Source organism: Chachezhania antarctica, assembly GCF_003646465.1.
Taxonomy (GTDB): Bacteria; Pseudomonadota; Alphaproteobacteria; order Rhodobacterales; family Rhodobacteraceae; genus Chachezhania; species Chachezhania antarctica.
The window spans coordinates 515,442-535,513 of record NZ_QZEX01000002.1; the positions used below are offsets into that span (position 1 = coordinate 515,442).

Annotated in this window: 10 protein-coding genes and 1 pseudogene; 8 read left to right on the forward strand and 3 right to left on the reverse strand. The window is 58.5% G+C overall.

From position 1 onward, the window contains the following. The first annotated feature begins 177 nt into the window (after positions 1-177). The 7 genes from D4754_RS06225 (at position 178) to D4754_RS06255 (ending at position 13,119) form a co-directional block, all read left to right on the forward strand. On the forward strand, positions 178-1,437 hold the full coding sequence (locus D4754_RS06225; RefSeq protein WP_121062041.1) for a metallophosphoesterase family protein: 1,260 nt from the start codon (positions 178-180) through the stop codon (positions 1,435-1,437). Then, on the forward strand, positions 1,437-4,874 hold the full coding sequence (locus tag D4754_RS06230) for an ATP-binding protein (protein WP_121062042.1): 3,438 nt from the start codon (positions 1,437-1,439) through the stop codon (positions 4,872-4,874). The genes D4754_RS06225 and D4754_RS06230 overlap by 1 nt, the downstream gene beginning before the upstream one ends. 24 nt (positions 4,875-4,898) lie before the next feature. Continuing rightward, a complete protein-coding gene (locus tag D4754_RS06235; protein ID WP_121062043.1) occupies positions 4,899-6,239 on the forward strand; it encodes an anti-phage deoxyguanosine triphosphatase in 1,341 nt (446 codons plus the stop codon). Positions 6,240-6,662: 423 nt separating this feature from the next. Then, on the forward strand, positions 6,663-7,805 hold the full coding sequence (locus tag D4754_RS06240) for a hypothetical protein (RefSeq protein ID WP_240453768.1): 1,143 nt from the start codon (positions 6,663-6,665) through the stop codon (positions 7,803-7,805). Positions 7,806-8,570: 765 nt separating this feature from the next. Next, positions 8,571-9,782, forward strand: coding sequence for a DUF4297 family anti-phage-associated protein (locus tag D4754_RS06245; RefSeq protein WP_240453769.1), 1,212 nt, complete (start codon positions 8,571-8,573; stop codon positions 9,780-9,782). Positions 9,783-9,790: 8 nt separating this feature from the next. Next, a complete protein-coding gene (locus tag D4754_RS06250) occupies positions 9,791-11,458 on the forward strand; it encodes an ATP-binding protein (protein ID WP_121062046.1) in 1,668 nt (555 codons plus the stop codon). 446 nt (positions 11,459-11,904) lie between these two features. After that, complete coding sequence (locus D4754_RS06255) at positions 11,905-13,119, forward strand: IS256 family transposase (protein ID WP_121062047.1); 1,215 nt, start codon at positions 11,905-11,907, stop codon at positions 13,117-13,119. 39 nt (positions 13,120-13,158) lie between these two features. Here the strand turns inward: D4754_RS06255 and D4754_RS06260 are convergent, their stop codons facing one another. From D4754_RS06260 to D4754_RS06270, 3 genes are read right to left on the reverse strand one after another with little or no spacing between them, the layout of a single operon-like run. Next, positions 13,159-15,351, reverse strand: a complete 2,193-nt coding sequence (locus tag D4754_RS06260) for a DEAD/DEAH box helicase (protein ID WP_121062048.1) — start codon at positions 15,349-15,351, stop codon at positions 13,159-13,161. 5 nt (positions 15,352-15,356) lie between these two features. After that, positions 15,357-16,664 (reverse strand): ATP-binding protein, encoded by a 1,308-nt coding sequence (locus D4754_RS06265; RefSeq protein ID WP_088624412.1) that lies wholly within the window; start codon positions 16,662-16,664, stop codon positions 15,357-15,359. Further along, positions 16,642-19,302, reverse strand: coding sequence for a tellurite resistance TerB family protein (locus tag D4754_RS06270; protein ID WP_240453770.1), 2,661 nt, complete (start codon positions 19,300-19,302; stop codon positions 16,642-16,644). Before D4754_RS06270 ends, D4754_RS06265 begins: the two co-directional genes overlap by 23 nt. 424 nt (positions 19,303-19,726) lie before the next feature. Between D4754_RS06270 and D4754_RS24345 the strand changes: the two are divergent. Beyond that, positions 19,727-19,884 (forward strand): annotated as a pseudogene (locus D4754_RS24345) (IS5/IS1182 family transposase); the annotation flags it as partial. Positions 19,885-20,072 lie beyond the last annotated feature (188 nt).

Below are 20,072 nucleotides of genomic sequence, written 5' to 3' on the forward strand. Positions count from 1 at the left end.
TGACGCACCCCAGTCACTTCATGAAGCAACAGGCCACTATCGCATAATTTGGATGGAGGATGGCATGGTGGCCCGCAGGAAGAAACGTGCCACAGAAACTTCACTATCGAGCAACCTCTCGCGCCCAGAGTCCAATGAAATTTCCCTTACTGTTCAATACGCAAGCGCCAGGCTCACGTGATCTATGTCAGGGGTTCGATCTTGATTAAAATTCTTCACACTGCTGACGTCCATTTGGACTCTCCCCTCAGGTCACTGGCCTTGCGCAACTCGGACCTTCGCGACGCGGTTGCAGCAGCCTCCCGGTCCGCTTTCCGCGGACTGGTCGATTTCGCCATCTCCGAACAGCTCTCCGCAGTCCTGATTTCCGGCGATCTGTTCGATGGAAAAGAGCGCAGCGCAAGAACGGGCGCCTTCCTGATGGCCGAGCTTGATCGCCTTGGCGATGCGGGGATCAAAGTTTTCTACATCAAAGGCAATCATGATGCCGAGAACCCGATCACCGGAGCGCTTGATCTGCCTGCCCAAGTTCACGCTTTCGATGCACGCGGCGGCATGGTGCCGCTGACAGACGACATCGTGATCCACGGTGTCAGCTTCGCGGACCGTCACGCGCCCGACAGCCTTCTGCCGCGGTTCAAACCGCCGGTTCCGGGCGTGGTGAATATTGCCATGCTGCACAGCTCGCTTGGCGGTGCGGCGGGTCATGATATCTATGCCCCCTGCAGCCTCGCCGATCTGGCCGGCATGGGGTTCGATTATTGGGCGCTCGGCCATATCCACAAACGGCAGGTCCATTCGGCCGCACCCTGGATTGTCATGCCCGGCACCCCGCAGGGGCGAGATATAGGCGAGTCCGGCCCAAAATCCGCGACGCTGCTGACCATCGATCAGGGCCAGATCGATATTAGCGAAGTACCCAGTTCGGTCGTGGAATTCGCCCAAAGCGAACTGGATGTGACAGAGACGGAGAGCGACGAGGCTCTGCGCGGGCTGCTGAAGTCCCACCTGAGTGCGATGCGCAACCAGATCGCGGCGCCGATCGGCGTTATCCGACTGATCTTGACCGGAACGCCGAAGCGCCATTGGCAAATCCTACGGGATCGCGATGTCTGGATCGAACAGGTGAACGAGCTTGCCCAGGCCACCGGGGATCTCTGGATCGACAAACTCCTGTTCGACCTGCCGCCGCCGGACGCAACCGAAGGCGCAAGCGGCGCCGCCGACGAACTGGCGACGATCATGGCAACGATCCGCGGCGAGCCCGGCTTTGCCGCCCTCGCCCGCGACGAGGTCGAGACCGTCCTGCAGGAACTGCCCGTTACCCTGCGCGACCGCTTGCTGCCGGATGAGGCCGCGCGCGATGCGATGGTGGATAAATTGACCAAGGCCGGCGCCGACGTCGTCCTGGCCCAGATGAAGGGGGCCGGACACTGATGCGGCTCCAGCGCCTCTCCCTTGATCGTTTCGGCCATTTCACCGACCGGCACTTCGACTTTGGCTCGGCCTCCGATGGCCATGATTTCCACATCATCTATGGCCCGAACGAAGCCGGAAAAACCACCACGATGGAAGCCGTCCTACGGCTATTCTACGGCTTCCCGCTGCGCGAGGGCTATGCGTTCAAGCATCCGCGCAATAACCTCCAAGTCTCGGCCAGGCTGGACATCGACGGTGTCTTGCGTGATTTCACGCGACTACCGACGCGCAGCGGATCGCTGGTCGACGCGACCGGCACCCCGCTGCCCGAGGCTGCCCTCTCCGCCCATCTCGCGGGATTGTCCGAAGAGGATTACCGCCGCCTGCTCTGCCTTGACGACGAGACAATCGAACGCGGCGGCGAAGAGATCGCAAATGCCGAAGGGGATATCGGGCGCCTGCTCTTTTCCGCTGCAGCGGGCGTGGCCGACCTGAGCACCGTTCTGGATCAAGTCCGCGAGCGGGCCGACGCGCTATGGAAGAAACGCGGACGCACCACCCACATGGCCGAATTGAAACGCGCCTTGGCCGACGTTGAAAAAGAGATCAAAGACCGCGACGTGACCGCCAGCGCCTGGAAGGCCCTCAAGAAAGATTTGCGCAAGGCACAAGAGGCCGAGCGGGAGGCGCGCAAGACGCGGGATGCGCTGAATCTGACGAAGGCGCGCATGGAGGCGCAGCGGCGTGCCCTGCCCCTGATGGGCGAGATCCGGGACCTGGAACAGGCGATTGCCTCTTTCGCGAGTTATCCCGATCATCTGGATTTCGATCCGGAACGGCTGATCGAGCTAAACAGAGACCGTGGGCTGGCCACACAGAATATCGCACGCCTGACCGAGGAGATCGCGAACCTCAGGGAAAATCGCGACGCCGTCGCCTTGGATCCGAAGCGTCTTGAGCTTTCGACCGCGCTGGCAGCGCTGGAGGATCTCGCCGCGCGGGATCGAACCGCACAGCTCGACCTTGACAGGCGCGAGGACGAACGGCGGGCCGCGGAGGCATCGATGAAGCAGGCTGCATGGGATCTTGGGGTCACCTCGCCAGACGTCGATCTGCAAGGGCTGGTCCTGTCGGGCGCCGATATTGCGTCTCTGGAGAGCGCCAGGGAAGCTTTGCGCGAGGCGATTTCCCAAGAAAAGATCGAGGCGCGCGAAACCGCCGAATTGAAAGAGCGGGTGATCGCCGCGACCGAAGCCATGCAGGATGGCGCGCCCGCGGATGAGGAACGCCCACAGGTAGCAGATATTCTGCTGCGCTTCGATGCGGAGACCCTCGCCCCTGCCTACGCCGCAGCGCAACAGGCGATCGCGGATATGAAGATCAAGGCGCGGCGCTCCCTGGCTGCGCTCTCATTCGCAGGCGTCACTTTCGATCACCTACCCGCCTGCCCGACCTCCCGTCACCAGGCAACCAACTGGGCCGAGCGCCATCAGGACTTGCTTCACGACCTGCGCACGACAACGGCAAAGCGCGACGAGCATCTGGAGGATGCGGAGGCCCGCGGGGCTCAGGCCAAATCACTGGCCCGGGACGCGAAGCTCATCTCGGATGCCGATGCCGAGGATCTGCGCGCGCGGCGCGATGCACGCTGGGCGGAGCATCTTGCCGCCTTGGACAGACAGACCGCCGCCGACTTCCACGAGGCAATGCAAGGGCATGATATCGCTGCCGAAGCGCGATTGGCGCAGTCCCGCGAACTGGCACAGCTCCGCGAAATCGGCCAGGCCGAAGCCCAGGCCCGCGCCCGTGCGGCTCAGACCGACAAACGCCTGGAAACCCTTCGTGAAGAACGCACCAATATCGAGGCCTCGGTCAGCGCGGCGGCGGCTCAGGTTGGCCTTCCAGACAGCATCACGGCTGCGGAATGGTTGGACTGGCGGCGAAGTCACGAGGCGGCCAGCGAAGATGCCCAGGCCCTGCGCGATACCGAAGAGACCAATCAATCCACCCTCCAACGCGCCGACGCCCTACTGGCCGAGCTGGCCCGGACCCTGCCCTTTCCCCCGACAGATCTGACCGGCGCCCTGGCGGCGGCCCGGCGTCAGGCCGAGGACGACCGCAAGCAAACCGACGCCCATACAACGGCCGAGGCAACCCTGCGACAGGCGCAGCGGGATCTTGCCCGGCGCGAAGAGCGTTACGCAAAAGCGTTTAAGGCAAGGGAGGATACGAAGAAGACCTGGCGCGCACTGGTCCACGACCTCCTCGGAGTGGCATTGCCCCCCGAACGGCTGGAGGCATCGCTGGAGCCCCTGCGCGCTTTGCGCGAACACGAAAACACACGGGCCGCGGCCGGGCGCCGGATCACAACCATGCAGGCGGACCAAAAGCAGTTCACCCAGGAGATCGACAGCCTGGCACGCGCCCATGGGCAGGAGCCTCACGCAACGGCGGCAAAGACATTCGCCGCCCTCAAAACCCTGGCGGAAAAAGCGCGCTCGGCCACTGAGACGGGCCGAAAACTCGACACCGCGATCGAGACGGCCGAGGCCGATCTCGTCGAACACAAGGATCGACAAAACGCCATCGACCAAGAGGTCGCGACCATCGCCATGCTTTTCCCCAATACGACCACCCCGGGCGATATCGGCGCCCTGCGCGAGGCCGCAATTCGCACGCAGAAAGCAATCGACAACCGCGCCGCGCTGGCGAAAATCACCCGCCAGGTCCTGGCCGAACTGGGCACGACCGACATCGAGACAGCCCGCGCCCAGCTTGCAGAGACCTCAGTTGCCGCATTGGAGGGCGAACTCGACAGCAACCGATCCGATCTTGCCCATGCCGAGGAAGAGCTGACCCTCGCCATTCAAAACCGCACAGCCGCCGAATATGCCCTAGCCGAGGTGAAGGGAGACGACACGGTTGCGGAATTGGTCGAGCAGAAAGCGACGCTGGAACTGCAGCTCGAAGAGGCTGCCTTGGAGCATCTCGAACTTTCCCTGGGCCATCACCTCGCCTCCGACGCCATCCGGCGCTATCGCGACAGCCATCGCAGCGGCATGTTGACGGCCACGGAAGACTGCTTCGCCAGTCTCACGCAAGGCGCCTATCCGACGCTGAGTACCCAGATCGACAAGGAGTCCGAGATTTTGCTCGCCGTCGATGGCAATGGGGTCAGCAAGCGTGCGGCCGAAATGTCCAAGGGCACGCGCTTTCAGCTATACTTAGCTCTGCGGGCAGCGGCCCACGAACAACTTGTCGCGCAGGGCACGAGGCTTCCGTTCTTTTGCGACGACATATTCGAAACCTTCGACGAGGCGCGCACCAGCGCCGCCTGCCGCGTCATGGAAGCCATCGGCGCGCGCGGCCAAGCGATCTACCTGACCCACCACCGCCACGTGGTCGAGATCGCAAAGAGCGTTTGCGTAACGCCTCCGGTCATTCATGAACTTTAAGACATCGCGCCGAGGAGAGTTGATTTGAGTACTTGGAATGCTCGCCGAGAGGCCTGGAACCCGCAGAAGGAAGACGCCCGGAATATCGGGGATGTCGACTATGGCCGGGTGATCCATTCGGCATCATTCAGAAGATTGCAGGGCAAGACCCAGATCCTGAATCTCGGCGACAGTGACTTCTATCGCACGCGCTTGACGCATTCCTTGGAAGTTGCTCAGATCGCGGGAGGGCTCGCAGTCCAGCTCGCGCGCAGTTTCCCCGATCACTCGGCAACGGCAAGTCTCCCGGACCGCAGCCAAATCCATGCGATCGCCTGCTCCCACGACCTGGGCCACCCACCATTTGGCCATGGCGGTGAAGTCGCACTGAACTACTGCATGCGCGATGCGGAAGGGTTCGAGGGCAACGGCCAGACCCTGCGTCTCCTGGCACGGCTCGAAAACTTCTCTGCCGCTGCGGGGGCCAACCTGTCACGTCGTTCCATGCTTGGCGTCTTGAAATACCCTGTTGCACTCTCAAGGTTGCGCAACCCCGAATTGCGCCCGCGGTTGCAGGCGGGCCCTTCGGTTCTGCAAACCATCGACTTGAAAGCCTCGACTCCGCCAAAGGGATATCTCGACAGCGAAACCGACGTCGTCGACTGGATTCTCGAGCCGCTCGGCAATGCCGATCGGGATGCCTTCACGTTGATCGAAAAGCGCGAAGGCAAGCATGCCCGCACTCTCCACAAGTCTCTCGATTGCAGCATCATGGATCTCGCGGACGATATCGCCTACGGGGTCCATGATTTGGAGGATGCCATTGCACTTCGGCTCGTCACAGAGCGCCAGTTCCGCGACCTCGTTCCCGAGGAATCCTGCAAGATCTTTGTCGAAGAAAGGCGGCTGAAGGGCCCCACCGAGAGCAACGCCCCATACGAGGCCATGGTCGACGGGCTGTTTGGCGACAGCAACACGCGCAAGCGCTGGATCAGCCGGTGGGTCAATCATCTGATTACACCCGTCCGTTTCATCGAATGTCCCGAATTCCAAGACCCCTTGCTCCGCTGGCGCGTCGAGATTCCAGAAGGTCAGGCCCGCTTCCTCAAGGCCCTAAAAGAGCTCGTAATGCAGGTGGTTATTCGCAGTCCGGGCGTGCAACATCTCGAATTCAAGGGGCAATCCATGGTTGTCTCGGTCTTTGAAGCCATGCAATCAGATCCAGAACGTTTGCTCCCGCGCGATGCGCAAGCGAAATTCGACGCAGCAGATGGCGACCTCCGGCACATCAGCGATTTCGTGGCCGGTATGACAGACACCTATCTGCTCAAGACCTATGAAAGGCTGTTCGAGCCGAGGATGGGCTCAGTGTTCGACAAGCTTTAGTGAGCACTGTCCCTAGGGCGATGCTCAACCGCTCTAGCGGCCGCGTCGAAGTTCAAGCGCGATGGCCTGCTTAAAAGCGCGAGGCCCGCGGGGAGCTACACAAGTTGCCGGGACATCATCTGGGTATCTCCCGCGACAGGCGCCGGGAACCACTCTCCCAGGCCTCAACCCGTCGCCGTGAAACCGGTCAAACTGGTACCCTTTCTGGCAAACGATGCTTAGTTGTTGGACTCCCACGCCTGTAATTCATCGGTGTTGACCTGCGCTCGAAAATGGCAGATGTTGATCTCGGCCTTTCTCGCAGGCCGGTGTGCCCGCCATGCGAAGCTTTGCAGCGACCTTGACTTCGAACAGCAGACTTCATGCCATCGGCGGGTCTGATTAGCAGCGGGCACCTAGTCGGATCCAGCTTGGACATGGATCATGACAGAGAACGACAAGCTTAAAACATTGAAGCTCTTGGCAAAGCGTTGCGCCAGAGCGATGGGGCAACCGCAACATGTGGCACTCGACTTTGTTGCCAATCGTTTGGGCTTTCCTCATTGGAACGCATTGACAGGAAGCGCCAATAGAGAGTGGACCCCATCCGAAGCACAAGTCGCCTCAATCAAGGCGTTTGTGGAACGCATTACTTCCTACGAAGGCGCGGCCTTTGACCATGTATTCGGAGGGCCCAATGCAATTACTCGGGGAGATGTAAGGGGGCATCCATACGAGTTGAAGACAATGCTCGGCGACGTTTATATGGAAGGTGAGGGCTGGCGAATAGTGCTGCCAGAAAACCCCTCGGCGGCCCCTAATGTCGAGATAGACATCAGCCACGCCCAGACCAGCCCGATAAATGATCGAGTGCTGCTTGCAGAGGCGATCGGAATTGCCAAGGAGTTGATGAAGAGCGTCAAGGCACGACGATTTTCTGATTGGCCACGGCGCGCCACAAAACCGGATGCAGAGGGAACGGTCCGCCATCCGTTCTTGGAGATGGAGAAATCAAACCTCTGGTACTGCCTTCACTGCGACGCAGAGATCACCGGTCCACAGATCGCTGGAAACCAATGGCACTGCCCCGGCTGCGGCGCTTCACCGATCAACATCTTTCCAGAAGCCTTCTGGCTGGGACGGAACGATGAAAAGCCAGCGCCAGTCCAATCCCGCGCCGAAGAGCAAGAGATTGAACCCATCGTGTCAGTTGTTGATCCGCGGCCTAGGCTTGATCTCAACAAGAACCAGGTGACCCATCTGATCCGATCAGCCCTGTTCGAGGATGCCGCGAGTGCCAGCGAGCGAATGGGAGCGAGTCTGGCCGAGATCTGGGTTGATGACGATCTCGAGGTGATTGTTTCCCTCGAGGATCACTACTGGCCCGAGGACAAAGAGCCGACCGCTGCGATCAAAGTGGCCGCACTGCTTGGGATCGAAATTGAGTTGGAAGTTACTTGGTCGGATCCGTTGTTCGCATGGCCAGGTTTGGGCACTATGACCCGGAGCACGGCCGAATATACGCGCATGATGCTTGATGCCTACCGCAGTAAAGGCATCGTGGAAGAAAGGGGTGGAAACCGATAGCTCCTTAGCCTGCGCGGCTTCGACAACCAACTCGCCGGGCACCGGCAGGCGCGAAACGCCTTCAGTCTGGCGGGTTTCTCCGCTGGGTCTGAGGGGAGACCCGTTCCTCAGAACTGGATCTCATCATCGCGGTCGACCAACTCGGGATGTTCGCTCTCGGCCGAGGCTGTGTGGAAACTCGATCGAACATTGCCTGCCCCGGAACGATATTCTTGGACAGGCGCACCTGTGTAAGTTTGTTCCAATGCGGGCCGCCACAGGCAGGCCAGCAAGGAAACCATTCTTCACGAATTCGGGAAATAAGAGCTTCCATGCAGCCTCGGCCCTCAAGAGACATTCGAGCCAGGAGCAACGGATGACCGGTCTCAGCCCCGCTCAAGACATTCGTGTTAAGCGCTGCATGCGACCGAGCGCTGACACCGAGGGCGGGGAATTGCCTTTCGCGGTAGCACCGACCAACGACCGTTTTGGGGTCGTCTTCTGTCTGTTCGCTTGGCGGTCCCCCGATTGAGATGGCCGTCATTCCCGACATCTGATCACCAGAGCCAGTCGCTTACATCAGTGACCATGGATTTCCGCTCCCTGGCCAACCTGCCGAGGCGCACTTTCAGACATGCCGCTGGAAATCGGATCGTGTTGCGACCATGATGTCATCAATCTCCGATATGCGAGCGTAGAAAAGAAGGAATGATCGAAAATGAGTATTTCTATGGCGAACAAGGGCAGACGTGACGTCCGCGCCGCGGATCTCCACAGGGGGTAATGATGACCGATCGGAGCGCGGTTTCCACGATTACTGGCTATTTCTATCAGTTCGACCGCTCTATACTCAGCATCCTCGCGCTAACCGGAGATAATGACTCTGTGGCGATCGAATGCATCGAGGACATTGACGTCCAAACGGCCACGGAAACAACCGCCGTCCAGTGTAAATATTATGAGAAATCCGAGTACAACCATTCTGTTATCAAGCCCGCGATCCTTTTCATGCTCGAACACTACAAATCGGGCCTCACCGCCGGTCGGCCAGAGATCCAGTATCAGCTTAGCGGGCATTTTGCGTCTGGGCAGAACAAGCTCGCGCTCCCTTTCGATATCGGATTCCTCAAGTCGAATTTTCTCACCACTACATCGAAGGGGAAAACGATCAGAAAGCATGAAGAGCTGGGTGTCAGTGACGCCGAGCTTGAAGGCTTCTTGAAACTTCTATCCATCGACGTGAACGCGGCGAAATTCGACGATCAGTTTCGGAGTATCATCGAGAGTCTGGCAGAAGAATTTGAGTGCTCGCCGTTCGTGGCTGAGTTCTTTTATTATAACAGCGCCCTGCGAGTTATCAAAGAACTGGCCACCGAATCGGAGGAGGCTCGGCGGGTCATAACAAGAAAAGCCTTTGTAAAGCGAATAGACACATCATCGTATCTCTTTGATGAGTGGTTTATCGCTAAGCTCGGTATGGATAAATACTATCTTGAGTTGCGCAAAGAGTTCTTCGCAAGTGGCGTCAACGTCTCCCCTGTGGAACGGCTTTTCATCATCCATCTGGGTGGTAGAAGCTATAGCCGAAGCACGGTTAAAATGCTTCTGAAGACCATATCCCGGAAATATTCTAAGCTGTCCAAGCGCGACGCGAAGCCCTTCTCGCCTTACGTTCTGCTCGTCGGTATCGGCGAAAGCGAACTTGTCGGTCTAAAACAGGAGCTACACAACGAAGACGTTCGCTTCGTCGATGGCTACGATTTCAAGGGGGCCCAGTTCGACGCCGGGTCTATCTCCCGCCGCGCGTCCGTTGCCGGCCCGGCACTGAGGCTATTCTGCAATCTAACAGAGGCGCGGCAGACCTTTCTGTCATTCCGTCGCTCACGCGAGATATACGAATTCTATAGCAGTGAGCCGGTTGAAGACTTTGGTGATGTCGCCATCAACCATACCCGGTTCCAGGTTCCAAAATACGAAGATATCAATAAGATAATTTAGGAGATGACATGAGTGATGTAAAAGCGGAAGTAGTCGCGGTCTTTCCAAACAAGGTCAAGATTGTTGTCGATGACCTCGAGAATTTCAGAATCGCTGAAGAGTCTCTCCGCGTCGGATCTTACTTGAAGATCGCCGACAATGAGAACGCGGTTCTGGTCGCTATCATTGAGAATTTCCAGATTCAGGCGCGCGATGACGGCAGCCAAGACTACGTGATCGAGGCCTTCCCGCTCGGCGTTCTGCGCGATCAGAAGTTTGAGCGCGGGGGCGACGCCCTCGCCATCCCACCAAAGACAGTCCAACCGGCGACGATCGACGATATCCGACTGATTTATGGAAGTTCGCTAGCCGTGAAGGATCGCTTCTGCTTTTCGAACCTCGCGACGAACAATGAGGTCGAGGTTCCTGTCGACGGGAATAAATTCTTCAACAAGCATATCGCAGTGGTCGGTTCTACGGGCTCTGGCAAGTCGCACACCGTCGCGAAGATCATTCAGAAGGCGGTTGGCGCCAAGGGCGACTATACGCTCAACAACTCTCACGTGATCATATTCGATATCCATTCGGAATATCGTGCGGCTTTTCCGGAGGCGAACTTCATCGACAGCACCAGCTTGGTTCTCCCCTACTGGATGCTGAGCGGCGAGGAGTTGGAAGAGTTCTTTCTCGACACAGAGGCGAATGACCACAATCAGCGCAACGTGTTCAAGGATGCCGTGATCCAAAGCCGTAAGGCTGAGTTTACGGGAAATGACGACGAAAGGAACCGGATCCATCTGGACACCCCGCTCCCGTTCGACATTCGCTACGTTTTGGATCATGCCAACCATCTCAACACCGAGATGGTCGACACCGGCGAGGTGTATGCTGCTAGTAACAAGGCGAAGGCCGGACAACCGAAACTCACGCAGGGTAGCCTTCATGGGCGGCTGACCAACTTTGTGAATCGTCTCGAGAACAAGATTAATGATCGGCGCCTCGACTTCTTCCTTAGCGAGAATTCTAAATCGATCTCTTTTGAGGAAACGCTCCGATCCATTCTCGGCTATAGCGCTGACAAGCATAACAACGTTACGGTCATCGATCTGAGCGGCGTCCCGTTCGAGGTCCTGAGCATCACGGTCTCCCTGATTTCGCGGCTGATTTTCGAGCATGGCTATTTCTATAAGCGGCTGCGTTGTGCCGCCAATCCGAAGGAAGAGATCAACAACGATGCACCGATCCTCCTTGTTTACGAGGAAGCGCACAAATACGTGCCGACTAGCGAACTTTCAAAGTTCCGAGCGTCGAAAATGTCGATCGAGCGCATTGCCAAGGAGGGTCGTAAATATGGTGTCACCCTGCTCCTAGCGAGTCAGAGGCCCTCAGAGATTTCGGAGACGATCTTTTCACAATGCAACAATTTCATCGCAATGCGCCTGACCAATCCGGTCGACCAAGGCTACGTTCGCAAGTTGCTGCCAGACTCGCTGGGAACGCTTATCGACAAGATGCCCGGGTTTAAGCAGGGCGAAGCGCTGCTCGTCGGAGAGGCTGTCGCCCTACCGTCTGTAGTCCAAATCGAGAAATGCACGGTGGCTCCAGCATCGACTGATATTCCTTACTGGGACCTCTGGCAGCAAGAGTGGAAGGATCTTGCGATCGACAAGATCCGCGACGAGTGGTTGCGCCGCTAGTCAGGCGATGGGGAGCAGCCGGAAAGTCATTGTCGACCGTTCTGCGAACTATTTTGCAGCTTGGCCAGTGATGTTGGAACGCGCCTGACATCGGCCTTAGGCGACAGGTCTTAGGAGAAGAGCACCGGACGCTAGAAGGACTGAGATTGGGCGCAAAGCGGACGTTGCTCATGAGGAGATCAATCGGCGGTTAGGTCCGGGACTGTCGGTCGCTGTGGCAGCGGAGCCGCCCGAACTGCATATCCGCTTCAGCACCAGAGCCGCCGTTCGTTCAGGTCGCAGCGAACGGCAGCTGTCCGCCCTTTGCGTCAAATCCTTGGGGCAGATAGGGCCTTACTAGTGAAGACAGCAGATGTGGGGCGGACGTAGCGTTCAATTTAAGGAGAGAGTGTCAGATCTTCTGTGTATGAGTGATCCGGTCCATGCTTCTTCGAAAGGAAGCACGCATGACGATTTCCAAGGAACTGCTGGACGAACTGCTGAAGGGCGTGGAGCGCCCTGAGGACCTGCTCGGCGAGGCCGGGCTGATGAAAGAGCTGAGGATCAAGCTCATGGAGCGGATGCTGGGCGCCGAGCTGACCGCGCATCTGGGCTATGAAGAGGGCAAGGAGGTTCCACCGGGACAGGGCAACCGCCGGAACGGCACCTCGACCAAGGTGCTGAAGGGACAGGACGGAGAGATGCCGGTGGCGGTGCCCCGCGACCGCGACAGCAGCTTCGAGCCCGAACTGGTGAAGAAGGGCCAGACCCGGATCGACGGGATGGACGACAAGATCATCGGGCTCTATGCCGCCGGGCTGACGGTGCGGGATATTCAGGCCCATCTGCTCGATCTCTACGGTCTGAAGGTCTCGCCCGACCTGATCAGCCGCGTGACCGACGCCGTTCTGGACGAGGTCCGGGAATGGCAGAGCCGGGCGCTGGAACGAATGTATCCGATCGTGATCTTCGACGCGCTACGGGTGAAGATCCGCGATGCCGACAGCCGGACGGTGAAGAACAAGGCCGTGTATGTCGCCTTGGGCGTTACCCGCGATGGCCAGCGCGAGGTTCTTGGCCTCTGGATCGCCGAAAATGAAGGCGCCAAATTCTGGCTTTCGGTGATGAACGAGCTGAAGAACCGCGGCACCCAGGACATTCTGATCGCGGTCGTGGACGGTCTGAAGGGCTTCCCCGAGGCCATCACCGCCGCCTTCCCGGAGGCCATGGTCCAGACCTGCATCGTGCATCTGGTGCGCCACAGCCTGAACTTCTGTTCCTGGAAGGACCGGAAGGTGGTGGCTGCCGACCTGCGCCGGATTTACAGCGCCCCGACCGTCGATATGGCCGAGGCCGAGCTCGATGCCTTCGAGGAGAAATGGGCCGGGAAATACGCCTCCATTGCCCCGGCCTGGCGCCGGGGATGGCAGGAGGTGATCCCGTTCTTTGGTTTCGATCCCGCGATCCGCAAGATCATCTACACCACGAATGCCATAGAAAGTCTGAACCGCGTCATCCGGAAATCCATCAAGACACGGGGCTCGTTCCCGACCGACGAGGCCGCGACCAAGCTGATCTACCTCGCAATCCGCAAATTCGAAAAGGATGGCCGAAATGTCCGGGAATGGTTTGCCGCCCGCAATCAGTTCGCCATAATGTTCGGCGAGCGCTTCGACGCTTGAGTATCCCAAACCGCATGGGCCGACCCGGATACACAAAGTTCAGGACACTCCCTTTAAGGATCCTTTTCGAACAATAGCTGCGACCACATCCGGAAGCGCCTGCACCGACAACCTTGAGGATTCCGCGTCCAGAACTAGAAGCGCGCTAGACAGATATGGATGAAACTTCTCCGACATCAGGTTTCCTGCTCCCGCGAACAAATCGACAGGTTCGCCGGATCGAATATCGGCCAGGAGTGCTCGAAGATCAGGTGTTTCATCGCCGACCTCCACCAGCAGAAACCCGTCATGCTGCTCGACTGAAAATCCCTCACTTCTAAGTGCGAGCGCCAGGGTTGACGTCTTAACCGTCCCCACTCGCGTTGCGATGATCGATGTACGCTCGCTGAGAGCCTGGATATTTGTGGCTCGAAACCCAAGTTGGTCATAATGTGCACGCGCTTCGTCTAGCATCTTTAGAGAAACCGCGTCCATGTATGCCGGTTGGGTGCCTCCTTCGAGCACTGCGAACATTCGATCAATCACCTTGTCATGAATGTCACCAGGATCACCGCCAAAGACAGGAGGCACGCCCGCCTTCGCGGGTTTGACCACGATCACCTTCTCGCGGTCATGGATTTCCTGAACCACCCACCGCCGCCCAGAGAAAATCAGAAGCATCCCTGGGGCAAGAACATTGTCAATCGGCAGGGTGCCAAGATCCCTCCCGTCTGCGACCAAGCGGAATTCCTCAGGCGTCTGAAACACTGCGTAGAAGCTGTAGTGTTCGACCAGCTTTTCGCCTGCAGGTCCCAAGAGTAGCAGTCCGCTTCCGGACTGTTCGATCAAACCGGTTTCGGTATGACCGATCGAACGCAACACATCCGCGAAAACTTCGGTTGTGACCTTGCGGAAGGGGCCCTCGCGACACAGGATTCTGTAGACCACACTGGCAGAAGCACCTCCGCGTTGTGCAATGACAGACAGTATCTGATGGACGAGCGTCGAAAGATGAAGCGCCTGCGGTCTTGGCGGTTCGCACCACCCCTCAAGTAACAGGTCTATCATCGCGATCGACCGGATCAAACCAAGGCGAAGACGATCAACGAAGCTGCTTTCTGGCGTCAACTGAGTCTCGACGGCATACTGCCGCAAGACGGCTGGTTGTCCCTCGCGTCGGCCGGACCGGCCGAGACGTTGTCGCAACGCGGCGACGCTGAATGGCGCGCCGATTTGGGCCACGCAGGTCACATCACCGATGTCGATTCCAAGCTCGAGCGTCGACGTGCAGACGGCAGTTGTCGGCTTTGCGGCGTCCTTTAAGCGGCGTTCCACGAAGTCTCGGTGTTCGCGGGAGAGGCTAGCGTGGTGAGGATAGAATTCCTGCGGCAGATGTTCCCTCTCGCAGAGTTCCCGCAGCCGATCTGCATAGATCTCGACTCGTTGCCTCGCCCCAGCGAAGACGAGGTTGTCGCTGCCTCGAAGGTGCTTGAACAGATGGGCTGCGATGGCATCCGTTGCGGATGGGCTGTTTTCATCCTCATCGCCTGATACGTAGCCGCGAAGCTGGAGCCTCAATTCAGCCTCGCCGCCATCTGCTTCTATGAGCTGGACAGCGTTTGCAGCGTCAGGGCGAAGATAGGCCTTGGCGAGGTCCATGTCGCCCAGCGTAGCTGACAGACCTATCCGACGGAGTGGGCGCTTTATCGTGAGCTCGAGCCTTGTGAGCAACGAACGGAGCTGGACACCGCGTTCGCTATCTAGAACCGTGTGCAACTCATCGATAACGACCGCGCGCGTGGCCCCAAACAGGCGGCTAATTTCCAAACCGCGACGAATGAACAGTGCCTCAAGGGACTCTGGAGTTATCAGCAGGATCCCTTTTGGAGATTTCAGCGCGCGCGTCTTGATCGATTGAGAAACATCCCCGTGCCATGGAACAACCGGCAGCTCTGCTTCCTGGCAGATGCCCTCCAGCCGCATGGCCTGGTCCGTGATCAAGGCTTTCAGCGGACCGATATAAAGCAGGTCGAAGCCGATGCCGCCGAACGGCTCGTCAAGCACCTGTGAAATCAACGGCAGGAACGCCGCCTCGGTCTTTCCGCCCGCCGTGGAAGCCGCAACGATCAAATCGGCATCGGTCTCGCAGATCGTCCGGATGGATCGCGCCTGGATGTCGCGAAGCTCGCGCCATCCTTGCTGGCGTATCCATTTCTGCACAGGCCTCGCCAGCTTGTCGAACGCACTGCTCATCGGCGTCAGAGCTTGAAGCTGATCAGGTCATCATCACCGGGGTCTTGGGCACCAGTCGACTCGTCGACCTCGGTCATGTCTTCGCCGCGGTCTTCGTATACCTCGATCTTTTCGATTAGGTCGCTCCACTCGACACCGGGGTTTTGCTCGAGCACGGAAAGCAGGTTCACGAAGGCCGTCACCGTATTGCGCGGGGTGCGGAAGTAAGCTTCACCGATCCGGTCCGAGCAATGCGCCATGAAGGCCTCGAGCGCATCGTCTGGCAGAGCACCGGCGTCGTCCTGCATGATCCGCCGGACATTGGCCAGAAGAACGAAGAGGTCCTCAGGGGTCAGGCTGGCCAGCCGGACAACAGGTCCTGAAAGGTCAACCAACCCGTCTCGCGCGAAGGTGTTCTCGGCCAAACGCGACTGGAGGGCCTCGTAGCTGTAAAGCCCTCGACGGGTGTTCATCAGGAATTCCGGTGTGCCGCCCATGAGAAATCCGAGGTTCTCGGCACTGCCCTGCAGCACATCATTCAGGATCCGGAGGATCTGTTCGTAGTTTGCATTGCGAGCCTGCGACGAGGTCAGCTTGTAGAGGTTCACCATCTCGTCGAGGCCGACGAGCAAGCCTTTGTAACCGGCTTCACACACGAATGCCGACATCAGCTTCAGATGGTCATAGACACTGGCATCGTCGATGATCGTTCGCACTCCAAGCGCCTTGCGCGCGTCGGTGCGTGTGGCGAATTCACCACGCAGCCATCTCAAGGCAGCGGATTTCAACTCGTCGTCGCCGGTCTCATGGCCTTCCCAATATCTCCGGATCACCTCTGCGAATTCAAACCCCCCGGTGAGCTCTTCGAAGTGACCAAGGCGTTCACGAATGACAGACCCCGTGGGCGCATCGCGTTCCTCAGCATCGCGGTGTGCTTGGCTGACGAAACGCTCCACCACGCTGGCCAAGGCCCCGCCATCTGGCTTTGTCCGTGTCGACAGGTTTCGGGCCATCTCTGCATAGAGGCCTCGAGCTTGACCACCGGTCGCGTGAATGCGCCGGTCGGGCGCCAGGTCCGCGAACATCACCACCAGACCCTTTTCAAGCGCGACAAGACGGATCAGATTCATGAAGAACGTCTTTCCCGATCCGTATTCTCCGATGATGAACCGGATCGCCGATCCGCCATCGGATATCCGGTCCATGTCCTTGACGAGCTCTTCAATCTCGCGGACGCGGCCGACTTGGATGTGACGCAGGCCGAGCTTGGGCACGACCCCTGCCCGAAGCGCCTGCACGATTGCATCGCGTTCACGTGGTTTCAACTTCGACATCCCTGCCCTCCGCACTCATCTTTTCTTTTACCGCCTCCGCAATCTCAGGAGACACGTCATATCCATCATACTCGTCGAGAAGCGCTTCATCGTAGGTCTCAAAAGCCCATTCATTCACGACTTCCAAAGCCCCGGATACCATCAAACCATGCGAGGCGCAGATCTTCTCGAACTCGGTCTCAGACCAATGCTCGCGAGTAAGTACTTCGAGGACAAGGGCGCCGTGTTTCGGGTCAAGCCCTGCCACCAGGCATTCGTAGTCAGGCGTGGAGGCACCGCTTTCTTCCTCTTCGACATCGAAAATCTGACCGAGGACGGACGACACGCGCTCGGTGTCCGAACGGATTGCTGCGATCCGCGAAGCGTCGAGCTTGGGTCCGCTGGCTTTCACAAGATCGGGTATCGCTTCGCCCGGACGACCCGGTTTCGAGGCACGAACAGTGCGAGGACCATCCGCAACTTCGCCAGCATGCAGGTCTGAGTAGGCAAGCGCAGGATCTAGACCCAAAGCCTTGTAGATTTTCTCGATGCTTGCAACTTCGTCGGAGTGAATAATGCCATCGGCATGTGCTGCACCAACCAACGCTGCCCGCATAGCGGCCTGGCTGTCTTGGCCCACTTCCTTCAGTTTGCGGCGCAAGAGCGTCATGTCCGGTGGCACGGCCAGGAACCATTCAAGGTTTGCGCGCAGCCTGCGGCCTTCCTGATCGCTTAGGTCCGCGGCGAAGACCTGATCCTCCAGCGCCTTGCGCTCAGGCTCCGCGATGCGACCATCCGCATGAGCAACGAACGACCCAAGTGCCAATTCAATCAGGGCGCTTCGATAGCTGTCGGAAACTTCCTCCAGTCTTTCGATCGGTTCGCCCAGGCTGAACAGTACCACAGGCTCCTCCGCCTTGGGCGACCGGAGCGCAAACCGAGGGTCGGGCGCCAGACCGAAACCGAGACGGGCGAGCGCGTCGGCCGCTCCTGTCATCTGCCGTTTCCCGATCTTCTCGCTCGTTTCTCCCTCCAGACGTCCGATCACCTCCTCAAGCGGCACCAATCCCCCCCGATCGACGATAGTGCTTGCCCAAGATTTCAAGCGGTCCATTTCCTCGGATGGGAAGGCATCCCACAGTTCAGAAGGCAGCAATGCATGCGCTTCCACGCTTCCGCGACCGTCAGGGTTTCGGCCCAGGAAGCGACTGAGCTTGTCGAGATCGTTCATAGCCTCATCGGCCAATTCTTGTGCGATCTCGACCGGCTTACGCAGGCCAGAAATATCCGGCACCGGCTTTCCTTCAACAGTTGGGTTTGCTGAGCCCTCAAACTCGCTGGAAGCAGCCCTATAGGATACCTTGAGCGTTTTCCGGGGTTTGGCAACCTTGAGCCCGTCAGGAAACCGCTGGTCAAACCGGATACGGAAAAGAGCGATGAACTCATCCCGGCATCGCGTCGCCGGAGTTCTCAGATATGTTTCAGGGTGACAAATGAACCAACTCAACAACCATTCGGCAGTCAAGTTTTCGCCCTTGTAAATCCGAGCCCCGATTGCGTACTTCAGTGAAAACGGGAGTTCCCAGCCCTGCTTCTCAAAAATGGGCTCGATCGCGTCGAAGTCGATTTCGACAAGAGTCGCGATGTCGAGGAACTCCCCCAGGTAGCGCCGGACGGAGTGACTATCGGGGTACAGCGACTGCAACCTTCGAACTTCCTGGACGATATCCTTAGCGTCATCCTGGGACTGATCGACGAAGAAACGACGCTCCAACCCGTAAAAATACAGGAACATGTATCCTGCATCAAACCATGCATCTTTTCGACCGCCGGCAAGCCAATCGAGATAGGTCGCCCTGCAGTCCGGCGAGATTTCCGAGTAGTTCGGCCAATACGGCAGCCCGCTTCCAGCAACGTCCGTGCCCCGCTTTGCCACTGGCAAAGCGGGATCGATATAGCCTCGGCACTTTGAACGATAGCCGTTGGTGTTCAGCGAAGGAGGGGTTCCGACGTAAACCATCCCGCCGATGTTGCGGCCCGCGACGCTCGTCGTTTCGTCAGATCGGATCCACCCGATTTTTGGTGATCTCCAAGACAGGGTAGCTGGCGCTGGTTGCTTTCTTTCAGCCGCTGCAGCTAGAGCTGGCGCCGCGGACTTTCCGGCACGGACGATCGCGGCGTAGTCCTGCTTCGGATGAACGTAGGCCTTGGTGGCCGCCTCTGTCGCTTGCGAAGGCTGCGCTCGTTCGGCCGCGGTCAATGAGTCTGGCATGGAAGACCGTCCCGCACGGGCGATTGCGGCGTTGTCCTGCGTAGGTGGGGAGTAGGCTCGAATGGCAGCCGGTGCTTGGGACGCAATGGCTTCGCGAGTTCGTTCGCGCTCACGCTCGATACGTTTGTCGTAGGCACTTGGTTGGGCTGCCAGCTCAGGTCCGAGTGTTCGGGTTTCGGAACTTCCCACGGCTTGCGCTTTTGCAGCGACTTTCCGCGATCTCCGCTTTTCTTGCCACCAGACCAAAATGATAGGAGCACCAAATGCAAACAACATTTGGCCACCCACCGGCCACCCCTGGAGGACTGTGACCACCACGATCATGCAAAAGATGAAGTAGACAAAAAGAAAGAATGTAATTCGGAAAAACTTGAGTAATGAAGACACTATCGCCCCTCCCCCTTCAGTCACACTATTTTACACGAACATCATTTCAATCATTAAAGCGGAGCCTGAACAGTTTTCCGGCCAGCGTCCACTGCCCAATGAGGTGACAGCGGTCATGCCCCAAGCACTTGGGGCCTTCAGCGCCCCCCTGATCTGAACTCGCCACCACGGAGATGATCACTGAGGGAGTGGGTGGCATTGGGGATAACGCATTCATCTCGCGCGTTGACTGGCACCAGCGCCACTGAAGCTGCACATCAACCTCAGACTGCCCTCCCGCCGCAGATGGGAGCCCGATCGCCCTGCATTGCCCTCGGATGCGGCGATCCAGTTCGTTTGACCACCAAGGTCCTGCTCAAGCTGCCGCCCCGGCAAGCGACTGAGATAGTGGCCAGCCCGTTGAAGATGGCGGACTTAGACTGGACGGAGGCGTATCGAGCCAAAGATGCGTTGCCTGAAATCCTTCGAAAACGCTTTGCCGCTAGAAACCCCGGCTGCCAATCCGCCGAGATCAAGATGCGTGCTGCACTGATGAACCGTTTCTCGGCCCTCGGCACCGCCGTGATCGTCTGCACCGCCTGACAAAGACCGATAAAGGGGCCATCACGCCTCAAGCCATCGTTCCGCAACAATGCCGCGGCGGCCTTGAAGGTGCAGCAGGCCAAACTTGGACTAGCCCTAACATGTCGTCGCCGCGATCTTCACAAAAGGCATCCGCGAAAAATTTGGTACTTGGTACACAAGATCACCGCTTACTGTATTGATTATAT